9 protein-coding genes are annotated in these 13,059 nt (G+C 34.2%); 7 read left to right on the top strand and 2 right to left on the bottom strand.

The window, feature by feature from the left end:
- The first annotated feature begins 81 nt into the window (after nucleotides 1-81).
- From KO515_RS01210 to KO515_RS01185, 6 genes are all read left to right on the top strand, one after another.
- A complete protein-coding gene (locus KO515_RS01210) occupies nucleotides 82-2,487 on the top strand; it encodes a TonB-dependent receptor (protein ID WP_215934548.1) in 2,406 nt (801 codons plus the stop codon).
- A gap of 21 nt (nucleotides 2,488-2,508) precedes the next feature.
- Nucleotides 2,509-3,813 carry a hypothetical protein gene (locus tag KO515_RS01205; RefSeq protein WP_215934547.1) on the top strand — a complete coding sequence of 435 codons (1,305 nt, stop codon included), beginning with the start codon at nucleotides 2,509-2,511 and terminating at the stop codon, nucleotides 3,811-3,813.
- A gap of 210 nt (nucleotides 3,814-4,023) precedes the next feature.
- Nucleotides 4,024-5,028 (top strand): recombinase RecA, encoded by a 1,005-nt coding sequence (recA, locus tag KO515_RS01200; protein WP_215934546.1) that lies wholly within the window; start codon nucleotides 4,024-4,026, stop codon nucleotides 5,026-5,028.
- Between the two features lie 145 nt (nucleotides 5,029-5,173).
- The gene (locus KO515_RS01195; protein ID WP_215934545.1) at nucleotides 5,174-5,617 is read left to right on the top strand and encodes a hypothetical protein; all 444 of its coding nucleotides are present in this window, start codon (nucleotides 5,174-5,176) and stop codon (nucleotides 5,615-5,617) included.
- A gap of 24 nt (nucleotides 5,618-5,641) precedes the next feature.
- Complete coding sequence (locus tag KO515_RS01190; RefSeq protein WP_215934544.1) at nucleotides 5,642-6,187, top strand: RNA polymerase sigma factor; 546 nt, start codon at nucleotides 5,642-5,644, stop codon at nucleotides 6,185-6,187.
- A 1-nt stretch (nucleotide 6,188) separates the two neighbouring features.
- The gene (locus KO515_RS01185) at nucleotides 6,189-7,772 is read left to right on the top strand and encodes a hypothetical protein (RefSeq protein ID WP_215934543.1); all 1,584 of its coding nucleotides are present in this window, start codon (nucleotides 6,189-6,191) and stop codon (nucleotides 7,770-7,772) included.
- A gap of 56 nt (nucleotides 7,773-7,828) precedes the next feature.
- Here KO515_RS01185 and KO515_RS01180 read toward each other — a convergent pair whose 3' ends face one another.
- Nucleotides 7,829-8,587, bottom strand: coding sequence for a lysophospholipid acyltransferase family protein (locus KO515_RS01180; protein ID WP_215934542.1), 759 nt, complete (start codon nucleotides 8,585-8,587; stop codon nucleotides 7,829-7,831).
- Nucleotides 8,588-8,772: 185 nt separating this feature from the next.
- Between KO515_RS01180 and trpS the strand changes: the two genes are divergently transcribed.
- Complete coding sequence (gene trpS, locus KO515_RS01175) at nucleotides 8,773-9,741, top strand: tryptophan--tRNA ligase (RefSeq protein ID WP_215934541.1); 969 nt, start codon at nucleotides 8,773-8,775, stop codon at nucleotides 9,739-9,741.
- Between the two features lie 88 nt (nucleotides 9,742-9,829).
- Here trpS and KO515_RS01170 read toward each other — a convergent pair whose 3' ends face one another.
- Nucleotides 9,830-13,021 (bottom strand): T9SS type A sorting domain-containing protein, encoded by a 3,192-nt coding sequence (locus KO515_RS01170; RefSeq protein ID WP_215934540.1) that lies wholly within the window; start codon nucleotides 13,019-13,021, stop codon nucleotides 9,830-9,832.
- Between the last annotated feature and the right edge of the window lie 38 nt (nucleotides 13,022-13,059).

Genomic DNA, 13,059 nt, shown 5'->3' with positions numbered 1-13,059 from the left:
AAAAAAAACTTATTCCAAAAAACTCTATTTTTATTTGGAATGAATAAAAATAAGGATATTTTTGTCAAAAATTTAAAGGTGTTGCAATTCAAGATATTTTCTGTTTTTATATTATTCTTATGTAGTGTTTCAGCTTTTAGTCAGAATGGAAATTTTTACGGAAAGGTAAAATACGATTCTAACGAACCTGCGGTGTCTACATTTATTGTTCTTAACGGTAACAACGTAAAACAAGAAACTAACTCTAATATTAATGGGGCTTTTACTTTTAAGGATATACCCTACGGAAACTATACTATTGCATTTTACTCTTTAAATGAGCAACCAAAAACTGTTAACGTAGCACTAGATTCAAAAAACAAAGAGGTAAATGTTACATTAGAAGTCGCAGCATTAGATGAAGTCTTTGTAAAATCTAAAACAGTTCAGCAAAAAATTGAAGAAAAAGGTTTTGCTGTTAATGTTATAGAGACCAAAGAGATTGCTGTACAATCAATTCAGGTTAACGAATTATTAGACCAATCTGCTGGAGTAAGAGTACGCCAATCTGGTGGTTTAGGATCTCATGCGCATTACAATTTAAATGGAATGACTGGGAATTCCGTTAAGATTTTTATTGATGGTGTTCCCATCCGAAATTTTGGACCTTCCTTTTCTTTAAACAGTATTCCGACTTCATTAATTAAACGTATAGAAGTTTATAAAGGTGTTGTTCCTCCACATTTATCAGATGATGCCATGGGTGGAGCCATAAACATTGTATTAAATGGTATTACTAAAAATGAACTAAAAGCGTCTATTTCTGCAGGCTCTTTTGGAACCTATAGAGCTGATATTAATGGTGGTTACCGAAATAACAAAAACGGATTCACAGCTCGAGGGTCTGCCTTTGTAAACTATGCAGATAACGATTATGAGGTTTGGGGAGACCAAGTTGCAGTAGCACTTTCTGCAGGAACACCTGATGTTTATATACGAGCGAAACGTTTTCATGATCGCTACAGATCTCAAGGAGGTAAGGCTGAATTTGGCTACACTAATGTCAGTTGGGCAGATAAATTTTTAGCAGGGGTTTTACTCTCTAACATGGACCAACAAATTCAAACTGGTGCTACCATGGAAATTGTTTATGGTAATCGATTCACCGAACAAAATACCAATATGTATAGTTTGGATTATGCTAAAAAAGGGATCGTAAAAAATTTAGATGTCAGTGCTTTTGCATCTTATTCTCTGTTAAATAGAAAAACTATAGATACCATTGCTACGCAATATAGTTGGTTGGGTTATCCTACGAGTTATTATAACGACCCTGACGTATGGGCATCAGGGGCAGAAGCTGGAGATCCAACGTTACAAAAGGATATTGACGAAACAGTTAACGCACGTACTAATTTAGCCTATAACATCAATGACAATAATATAATTCAGTTAAATCATTTATTAAATACCTTCACCAGAGATTCTGATGACCCCATGCTTCCTGCTGCTGAAAATGCGCTAAAGGAAACGCGAGAGTATTTAAAATCAATTTTGACACTTTCATTCGAAAATAAAGCCTTCGACGAGAAATTAAGAACTTCTGTTTTTGCAAAATCCTACTATATGGATAGAACTTCTAAATTACGCACACGAAGTTCTAACACATCAAGTTCTACTATAATTATTGAAGAAAATAACGTCAATTCTAACGACTTCGGCTATGGTGGAGCCATTTCATATACGTTTTCACCCAAATTCACCGTGTTTGGTTCTGCCGAAAAAGCAATTCGCCTACCTGAAGCCAATGAGGTGTTTGGTAATGTTGCTGCCAATGTAAATGCTTCAGTAAATCTAAAACCAGAACATAGCAATAATTATAATCTAGGTTTTACATACGATAATATAACATTCAAAAAACACACGTTTGGAGTCACATCCAATATCTTTATTAGAGATACTGATGATTTAATTATGCAATTTCCTACGGGAAGTAATGAAGAGTTTTTTGAGAACTCTAATGTCGGTAAAATCTATACAGAAGGTTTTGATTTCACAGTAAACTATAATTATAATGAAAAACTATTCTTTAGTGGAAACACCTCATTTTTCAATGCTAGAGATTATAACGTAACATATGATGTAGATGGCAACCCAATAACACCAAGTTACGAAAGGCTGGCCAACACACCGTATTTTACAATGAATTATAATTTAAAATATAAAACACAGAATCTCATTCAAAAAGGATCCCTATTGTCTACATATACGAACTTACTCTACGTACATGAATTTTTTAGAGGGAGTAGTGTCCTTGGTGGATCTGGAAAAACGATAATACCAACACAAGTTTCTTTCGATGCCGGTTTTGCTTACACGTTTCCTAAAAATAAAGTCACTTTAAGTTTCGACGTTAAAAACATATTAAACAATCAAATATTCGATAATTACGCGCTTCAAAAACCTGGAAGAGGGTTTTATGGCAAACTTTCATTTACAATTTTATAAAACAACTTTAATTTAAAAATTATGAACTTCAATATCAAATCTATTTTAAATATCGCCTGTATATCGGCTTTAACTCTAAGCTCCTTTTCATGTAGTGAAGATGATACTCCATCTTCAGGCTCTTCAGATTCAGCTTACAGACCCTACCACTTAGTCATTGGTTCTAGTCCTACTGGTGAATCAGAAACCTACACACAAGGTGTAACTGTTGAAGAATTAAACGACCCTAACGAAACATTTACTTTTAATGGTTATGGTCAGGAAATTCCATCAACACGAACGGCAAGATTATATACCTCTGATGACGGAGAAACAGTTTACAACTTAAATTATGGTGGAGGTGATATCGCAAAATATGATTATATCAACGGACAAAACTATAACCTACTTTTAACAACCGACATCCAAGCGGTTATGGGCACAGCGTATCCACGTTGGACAAAAATTGATGATAACTACGCAATGTTGCACAACGTCACTACAGAAAACATCTACGAAGATCCTACAGATGAGACGTCTCCTTATGTAAAAACTAATGCGACCGTAACATTAGCACGTGTAGATTTAAGTACGATGACCGTTTTAGAAAACGCATCGTTTGCATTTCCTTATAATGAAGATGAGTCTACAGAAGGTATTCATACGTTTAGAATTGATGCTCCGGTAATTGCCAACGGTAAACTTTATTACGGTGTTGCTAAACGATTTTATGACGCTTTAACAGGTGAAAATGGCACCATGATTTATGATAACGTTGAAACCTTAGTGGTTGACTACCCTTCTTTAGAAAACGAAACAACAATAACATCTACATTAGCACAAGGATCTACAAATGGTTACAGAACTCCAGTGGCACATAAAGACGAAAATGGAGATACCTACCAACTCGTTACGAGTGGAGATGTCTCTATAATGAAAATAAGTAATGGCGCTTATGACACCGCTTATAGTAAATTTGATATAAAATCACTTTTAGGTCATAATGCAGAAGCAAATACAGGATGGTTTTACGTTGGAAACGGCATTGGTTATGTCCCTGTTTTAAACACAGATTTAGGAGATAGTGCAAGTTCTAATTGGGATATTGTTCGCGTCGATGTATATAACAAAACAGCCGTAAAAATGAATATTCCATTAGATTTATGGTTGCGTCAATACCAATGGGCAAGTGTCATTGATGGTAAATTGTATATGGCTTTAGCATCTTTAGGTGGTGTAGGTAATGTTTACATTTTTGATCCTAGTTCTACAAGTGCAGATGGTTTTACAACAGGTGCTGTATTAGAAACAGGAACTACCGATGCATCATACATTGGACTTTTCTAAAACGAATTAATTGATTTAATAAATGAAGCCAGAATATATTATTATTCTGGCTTTTTATATAACCAATTATTCCAAAATAACACGAAACGGTTTCTAAAACTTAAAAAAATCACTAGCATTTGTAGTAATTTGAGAAGAGAAATGTTATTAAGTAAAATAAGTGGTATTTTTGAATTATAATTAATAAGGAATTCTAAGAAAACAGAACATATGAGTAGTGAAAAAGACGCAAAGTTAAAAGCTCTAAAATTAACTTTAGACAAGTTAGACAAGGCTTACGGAAAAGGAACAGTAATGAAAATGAGCGATCAGGCAGTAGTAGATGTAGAAGCTATACCTTCTGGCTCATTAGGATTAGATATTGCATTAGGCGTAGGTGGCTATCCAAGAGGACGTGTCATCGAAATCTACGGACCAGAATCATCTGGTAAAACAACCTTAACACTTCATGCGATTGCAGAAGCTCAAAAAGCAGGTGGTATTGCGGCATTTATTGATGCAGAACATGCTTTTGATCGTTTTTATGCTGAAAAGTTAAACGTTGATATTGACAATCTAATTATTTCTCAACCAGATAACGGTGAACAAGCTTTAGAAATTGCTGATAATTTAATTCGATCTGGAGCTATTGATATTGTTGTTGTCGATTCAGTTGCAGCCCTAACACCAAAAAGTGAAATTGAAGGTGAAATGGGAGATTCTAAAATGGGATTACACGCACGTTTAATGTCTCAAGCCCTTAGAAAATTAACAGCGTCGATTAGTAAAACAAATTGTACCGTAATTTTCATTAACCAATTACGTGAAAAAATTGGTGTTATGTTTGGTAACCCTGAAACAACTACAGGTGGTAATGCCTTAAAATTCTACGCTTCTGTACGTTTAGACATTAGACGTTCTACACAGATAAAAGATAGCGATAGTAATGTAATGGGTAATAAAACCAGAGTTAAAGTTGTTAAAAACAAAGTGGCACCACCTTTTAGGTTGGCAGAATTTGACATTATGTACGGAGCAGGTATTTCTAAAGTCGGAGAAATTTTAGACTTAGCTGTAGAGCATGACATTGTTAAAAAGAGTGGATCATGGTTTAGTTACGGTGATACAAAACTGGGTCAAGGTCGTGATGCCGTTAAGATGATTATTAAAGATAATCCTGATCTGATGGACGAACTAGAAGAAAAAGTTAGGACAATTATTAAAGAGTCTAAATAGTAAACTAAAAAAATCCTGAATAAAATCAGGATTTTTTTGTTTTTAGACGCAACCCTTTTACTATTTCTGCATCTATAAGGTGAGATTGATTATTTTTATTTGCAGAATAACAGAGTTCCGCGAATAAAATAGAAATAAAAACCCCATGAAAAGAAATGCCCTTTTAGTCTTTATTATTCTTACAACGCTTATGTCATGTAGTGTAGATGAGGATAATAGCTATGTTGGTACAGAAGTTATGCCCATAGAGAGTATTGATATACCAGATCAATTTGTATATGGTGAAAGTTATGAGATAATGATTACTTATAACCGACCTTCAACGTGCTACCAATTCTATAATTTTTTATATGATATTAACGGAAATGAGCGCACAGTTGCTGTGATTAACTCAGTGTACTCAGATTCATCTTGTACTGAAGAAGAAGAGTCCGTTACAGTGAGTTTAAATTTTATGGTCACCGGAACAGAAACGTATCTTTTTAAGTTTTATCAAGGCCATGATGATGAAGGTGAAGACCAGTATTACTTAGCAGAAGTACCTGTTATAAGTGAGAGACAAGGTCCTGAAAGTACAGTATTAGACTAATTATTAATTAATCCCATAACTAATGTGAGTTTAGACAAGCTCATAAAAAATTGTATTGAACAAGATGTACAAGCTCAAGGCCAATTATACAAGCTATACGCAAGTAAATTATTTTCGCTTTGTCTTAAGTACTCTAAAAATTATGCAGAAGCAGAAGATAATTTGCATGATGCATTTATAACTGTTTTTAATAAAATAGGACAGTATAATAATAAAGGTTCTTTTGAAGGCTGGCTAAAACGCATCGCCATTAACACTTCATTACAACGCTACAGAGAAGATGTTGGCGTATATGATATTGTTAATGAAGGTAATATTGAAGATGTTTCTGTAGATATTAATGAAGACAGTGTGACTATTGATTTTTTACTAAAAATCATTCAAGAATTACCAGATAGGTATAGATTGGTATTCAATTTATATGTTTTAGATGGCTATTCTCATGTCGAAATTAGTGAACTGATTCAAATTTCAACAGGCACCTCAAAATCTAATCTAGCACGAGCAAGAATGATTTTAAAAGAAAAGATAGAAACCTACAACGCGAGTTCAAATTCGCAGAGTTTATAAAATGAGTGATAAAAAAAACATAGATAGACTTTTTCAAGAAAAGTTTAAGGATTTTGAAGTTGCACCTAACGATGCACTTTGGGATCGTATAAACGAAAGTCTTCCTCATAAAAAGAAAAAGCGTAGAGTTATTGCACTTTGGTGGCAAATTGGAGGTGTAGCAGCGGCTATTGCTCTGTTGTTTACTGTGGGTGTTACTGTTTTCAATTCAGACAACGGTAATTCTCAAGATTTTCCTATTGTAAATACTGAAGCTATAGAAAATAAGGGAGAAAAGGATAACACGAATACATTAACCGATAAGAATCACAATGATCTTAAGACAGCTAAAGATGAAACGACCACAATTGTTGACTCTAATTTAGATGCTGAAGAAAAATCAAATTTAAACGATTCTGAAGATGAAATATCTCAGAAAAACTATCCTTCCCGTCAATTAGCATCACCTAATAGCACCACTGAAAGATCGAACGCTATTGCTAATTACACGCATCAAGACAAAACAAAATCATCCCTAAAGGAAAAAACATCGTCAAAAATTGCTGATAAGGCCAATAATACTAAGGTTGCAAATCAAAGCCAACCATCGAACTCTAATTTAAAAACAGACGCCAAAACACAATTAGCATCTGAAGCAGAACAAAAATCTGCTATTAAAAAGAGCATTGAAGACACAAGCGCAGCTGTAGCCGAGCATACAAGTTCTAAACAATTAAACGCTGATACTTCTAAATCTGAGATAAACAAAACAAATGCTGTTGAATCTGAAAATTCAATTATTGAAATTCCAGAACAACAGACCATTGAAAATGCTATTGCAGAAAATAACGACACTATAGATGAAGAAGAAAAAGAAGATGAACAAAGCAGGTGGAGCATTGCCCCAAATGTTGCGCCTGTTTATTTTAACTCCTTAGGTCAAGGGTCTTCACTAGACAAACAATTTAACGAAAACTCTAAAAGCTCTGACGTTAATATGAGTTATGGTATAGCTGGTAGTTATGCGATTTCTAAAAAACTAAAAATTAGAGCTGGTGTTAATCGTGTTAATCTTAATCAAACCACTTCAGATGTGTTTGCTTTTGTAGGTCCAGTAACTGCAGCTAGAGGAGTAGATGCTTCATTTAGTAATATTGCATTTAGCTCAGAAGAAGAACAAATATCGCTTATGAGTGCGAAAATGATGAATAGATCGTCAACTCCAGAGTTATTTAATACGAAAGTTGCCGGTAACATCGATCAACGTTTTGGATTTATAGAAATCCCATTAGAATTAGAATACAGATTATTAGACACTAAATTTGGAATTAATGTTATTGGAGGATTTAGTACCTTCTTTTTAAGTGAAAATGAAATTTATGCTGATATTGATGGAAGTTCAGCATTAATTGGAGAAGCTAATAATATTAATGATACTAGTTTTAGTGCCAACTTTGGATTAGGAATGGATTACAGACTTTCAAGACAATGGAATATAAATCTTGAACCGACATTTAAATATCAAATTAATACATTCAATGATACAACAGGAGATTATAAACCGTTCTTTATTGGATTATACACTGGTTTAAGTTATAAATTTTAAGTTAGGTTATTGCGTGCCATGCGCCATAAAAATGCCATAATGATTAAAAGCGACTCCTAGTTAGAGTGGCTTTTTTTTGTGATTTGATTACGAGTCAATTCATCCCAAATTATCAATCGCGCTTTTTCATTCAAAGCTTTTGTATCTGCAGTCTCCAAACCTATTGTTGGTAAAAATTGATGAATTTTAGCTCGCATTTTACCAGGACTCCCACTAAAAAATGTGTATGAAAATCGTTTTTTATTATCGTAAAATGTAATTGGAACTACAGGAATTTGATGGTTAATTGCCAAACGAAATGCTCCATCTTTAAATTCGTCTAATAAAATATGTTCATCGGGCACTCCTCCTTCCGGAAAAATACAAATACTTACACCTTGTTTTAAGCGACGTTGCGCACGCAAAAATACAGCTTGCCTACTCTTGGCACTCGATCTATCAACTAAAATACAAGTACGCTTATAAAAGAAACCAAATAGTGGAATTTTAGCTAATTCTTGTTTTCCTACAAATACAAAAGGGTTTTTAACGGCAACTAACATTAACATAATATCTGCCATTGAGGTGTGATTGGCCACAAACATGTAACTCTTTTCAGGATCGGGCGTGTCTTCTCGTTTAATCCTATATCCAAAACCCATGCCTATTAAAATAAACTTGGACCAAATACGTGCCAACCTAAAAAAGTATGGATACCATTGCTCTCTTGATATAGAAATAATCAAAAAAGGGAATAATACTATAATCGGAATGGCAACTAAAATGTAGAACCAAATACGATATAAAAGCCAAAATGGATATTTTAAAAATGCCATAGCACCAAAACTAGTTAATTAAATTAAATGACTTCTAATAGTTCTGCTAAAAAATTTACCTTTGTTCTTTACAATTTAAGTTTAATTTAAAAATGATTTCTGCTTACTTCAATTACTAAATTTAATTTGAAATTTCGTAAAATTAAGGAGCAATTAAAGAGATACCTGCTTTCGCAGGCATTATTATGGCAAGAATACTAACAGGAGTACAAAGTACAGGAACACCGCATTTAGGGAACATCTTAGGAGCAATTTTACCAGCAATAGACATGGCAAATGATGCTAAAAACGAATCGTTTTTATTTATTGCAAATTTGCACACGCTAACCCAAATTAAAGATGCAGACGAATTAAGAAACCACACCTATTCTGTTGCTGCTACTTGGCTTGCTTTCGGGTTAGATATTGAAAAAACAGTGTTTTATAGACAAAGTGATATTCCTCAAGTTACGGAATTATCGTGGTATTTAAGCTGTTTCTTCCCATACCAACGCTTAACATTAGCACATGGTTTTAAAGATAAAGCAGATCGTTTAGAAGATGTCAATGCAGGTTTATTTACCTATCCAATGCTTATGGCTGCAGATATCTTATTGTATGATGCTGAAATTATTCCGGTGGGAAAAGATCAATTACAACATATTGAAATGACTCGTGATGTCGCATCTCGTTTCCATGCGAAGATGGGAGATGCTTTTGTACTACCTGAAGGTAAGATACAAGAAAACGGCATGCTTATTCCTGGAACTGATGGAGAAAAAATGAGTAAGAGTAGAGGGAATTTTATCAATATCTTTTTACCTGAAAAACAACTGCGTAAAAAAATAATGTCTATTGAGACGGACAGTACGCCACTTGAAGAACCAAAAGATTGGGCGACTTGTAACTGTTTTGCAATTTATAGTTTATTGGCTTCTGATGCTCAAATTGCAGCTATGAAAGCTAATTATGAAGGAGGCAATTACGGTTATGGTCACGCCAAACAAGCCTTATATGAATTAGTATTAGAACGTTTTTCTGAACAAAGAGAACGCTACAATTATTATATGAATAATCTTGAAGAAGTTGATGCTGCTTTAACCAAAGGTGCCGTAAAAGCTAAGCTTGTTGCTGACGCTGTTTTAAAACGCGTGAGAGAAAAAGTGGGTTATTAATTCGCTACTTTTTAAAATTTTAAATAAAAAAAGACCTCTATTAATTTAATAGAGGTCTTTATAGTTTAATGATTAAGTAAATTAATCCTTAGTTTATAATTTTCTTAGTTACAGTTACATTACCTTCTAAAGTAATCGTTGCTAAATATACTCCTTTAGAAAACCTGAAGCTTTCACTCAACGTATTGTCCTGTCCATTAGACGCATAAGAACTTACTTGTCTTCCGTTTATATCATAGACTTTAACATCCTTAATACCTGAACCAGATCTTACATTTAATGTGCCATCCTTTACATAAGCAAAAGTATTAGACATTGCAACGTCATCAACGGATAAAGTAGTTGTATAACGTAAGTTAAATCTATCATTAATTTTTCCTTCAACTCCAGAAAAAGAATAAGGAGACGCTATTAAATCATGTTCTGTATTTAGAACCGTATCTTCAAGATAAATACCTTGTGTACCACCTGCAAAAACCGTTCCTGCTAAATCGCCAATAGCTATTTTAAAAATACCACTTTCAGGCAATTCAATTCCTAACGGCACCACATCAGTATCTACAAATGGTAACGAACGCCCTTGAATAACCATTTCTGCATTATCAACTATAGAATAGATACGCATTGAGTTGTCATCAGAATAGGCATCAAAAAGTCTATCTTTTGCCATCGTTGCTCCTTCTACGTAACCAACTAAAGTACTTGCAGAAACATCCGTAGCATCGATCAAGCTTAACCAAACGAGGTGCTTTTCTAAATCATTATTAGTCGATTCTTCTGATCTGTAAAATTGAGAATTATCATATGCTACATCATCATCGTTAGAACGCATCGCATTTGTAAACGTTACTGAACCTTCTGAAGCACTATCATCAACTTGAACAAAAAATCCTTGTCCAGAACCAATATATCCATTAGTACTTTCTGGTGGATTAGCACCTGTAAAGTTATAACTTACATACTGCTCAGCATAGTTGTAATCTAAAGCTTGATAAGCAGAACTCGTTAATGGTGTTGTTGCATTTGGAATTGCTGAATTATGTGACCATATTTTCACATTACCTTCTAATAAGGTATTGTCAGTTAATAACTGCTCTGCACTTATCGCAGAAGGATATGGGTTACCAATAAGGTTTCTATGTCTCACTTCTAGATTTGGCTGATTTCCTGTTGATTTATAAACATCTACAGAAATATCTCCATTATTAGGCGTTCCAACAAAGGTTGTTGTAAATCCTGTTGTAACAAGTTCCGTTGGTACATTAACAGCATATCCTAAACCTGAATTCATTGCTCCAGTAGTTAGAGCCCAATCACCAGAAATACCATTAGAATTTGCCGTATTAACACCCCAATTAAAAGCATCAGTTGTATACTCGGATGTGATATTAGAAACATCAAAGCCAGCTACAGGAGAAGACCACAATACATAATCATTATCATGTAGATCTGTAACATTACGTTTTACTTTAATTGAACCAACATTTTCATTACTTGATACTATTTTAGTTTGAATTAAACTCGCGCTATCTTCAAATGTTAATGAACCACCCGATTCCACTGTAACTTCACCATAAAGTTTAAGTGTAGATCCTGAAGGTATAGTAACATTACTACCAGAAGGCACTAAACAATCACACCCTTCTATATCTCCAACTTCATTATAATTAGATGAAAATACTAAACCTCTATCTTGTGGTTCAACGACCACGCCTGCATTTTGATACACTGGAGGTAATTCCCAATCCGTTCCATTCCAATAAACAGGAGTTCCACCTAATGAAAGACTTACAGGTACTACAACGGCACCATACGAATTACTAACTTTTAATTTGTAAATCCCTAAACTTTCAGAATCAATAGTATTAGGAAGCGTGTACGTACTAGATGTCGCTCCAGGAATAGGATCGCTATACTTAAACCATTGGTACGATAACGTTTCTTCAGGTGCACCAGTGGCACCACCAGAAACTGTAGCAGTAGCAGAAAATGAGATACTAGACTCACTTGGTAATTGACAAACGTACCTAGCAGCAGGATATTCCGTAAAGACAGGCGTTTTTATATCAAAAGACCCTCTATTATAGGCAAGGAAACCAAGATCGGCTGTACCACCGGCTACCATATTCACGTTATTTATATCTGTAATATTAGTGTCTGTAATTTGAAAATCTTCAAATTTTAAAGCTACCATTCGTAAAGGACGCTGCTCATTATTAGAAAAAGCTCTAGATTGCGGCGTTGCTATACCGTAGTTAACACCATTAGTGAAATTATATAAATCCAATCTCCACTGTGTTAATAACGCATCACCTTGCGTATCAGTTTCATCTAATATGGTCAATTTCACAGGTCTTCCTACAACATTCTTTTCAGAATCTGTATAATAATAAATATCTGTGCTACCTGCCATAGCTATTTGTGAGATTAAAAAATCTGGTACATCATCATTTAAAGCACCTAGTTGTCCACCAGCACTATAAAATTCAACATCTGCAGTGGCATTAAAATTAGTAACGCCTGTACCGATATCTAAACCATTGACTCCGTCAATTAAAACATCGTAAATTGTTGTACCTAAAATTTCTTCAGACGTAATAGCAGTGCCTTCATTAACTTCTCCATCTATTAAATCCGCCATAGCTAAATAGTTAGATCCATAAGTGGTTCCATCAACACCATTAGTTGTATACGCATAAAATAGTTGTGTGCTAAACGTCACTCCATTATCAGTAAGCACCTGATCATCTACACCTGTAGAATAGGTAACTCCGTTATAGGTAAACGCCAATAGATCATGACTCGTATTAGGTTTTAAACTGTTATTAGTAGGGTCTGCTTTCCATTGTGACGACCTCCAAAACCCATTATACGTTGTAAATATTTCGGTAATTTTAGTAACGTTACTCGTTTCTCCATTTTTAAGCGTTTTGTGAGAAGGACTAATATAATCTATATTAATTCCTGTAGATACACCACCTACAACAAGTTCACCAGAAACATCTGACGATCCTGTATGTGAAATAGCGAATAACATTTCAGTATCACTTAATAATGTAATGCTACTGCTATTGATGTTGATACCATTGATACTAATAGAAGTGCTCTCTGTAAAATCGGTTCCTAACACCGTAATTTTAGAGTTGGTAGTTATCCTTGAGGGAAAAGCCTCAGTAACAGTTTGGCCAAATATATTGGCTGAAGCTGTTAAAAAAAGCGCAAAAACAGTCATTTTGAGTGTGTTAAGCGGTTTTAAATTAAAAGTAATTTTTAAGTTCATACGTTAAGGTTTAAAAATAAAAGTCTTGTCTCTAAGCT

The organism is Winogradskyella psychrotolerans (assembly GCF_018860545.1).
In the GTDB taxonomy this organism is placed as follows: domain Bacteria; phylum Bacteroidota; class Bacteroidia; order Flavobacteriales; family Flavobacteriaceae; genus Winogradskyella; species Winogradskyella psychrotolerans_A.
This window is presented reverse-complemented; position numbering and strand designations above follow the sequence as displayed.

What these genes read in the sequence shown, in the direction of transcription:
- KO515_RS01205 (WP_215934547.1), top strand. Translation starts at nt 2,509, where the DNA reads ATGAACTTCAATATCAAATCTATTTTAAATATCGCCTGTATATCGGCT.
- recA (WP_215934546.1), top strand. Translation starts at nt 4,024, where the DNA reads ATGAGTAGTGAAAAAGACGCAAAGTTAAAAGCTCTAAAATTAACTTTA.
- KO515_RS01195 (WP_215934545.1), top strand. Translation starts at nt 5,174, where the DNA reads ATGAAAAGAAATGCCCTTTTAGTCTTTATTATTCTTACAACGCTTATG.
- KO515_RS01185 (WP_215934543.1), top strand. Translation starts at nt 6,189, where the DNA reads ATGAGTGATAAAAAAAACATAGATAGACTTTTTCAAGAAAAGTTTAAG.
- KO515_RS01180 (WP_215934542.1), bottom strand. Translation starts at nt 8,587, where the DNA reads ATGGCATTTTTAAAATATCCATTTTGGCTTTTATATCGTATTTGGTTC.
- trpS (WP_215934541.1), top strand. Translation starts at nt 8,773, where the DNA reads ATGGCAAGAATACTAACAGGAGTACAAAGTACAGGAACACCGCATTTA.
- KO515_RS01170 (WP_215934540.1), bottom strand. Translation starts at nt 13,021, where the DNA reads ATGAACTTAAAAATTACTTTTAATTTAAAACCGCTTAACACACTCAAA.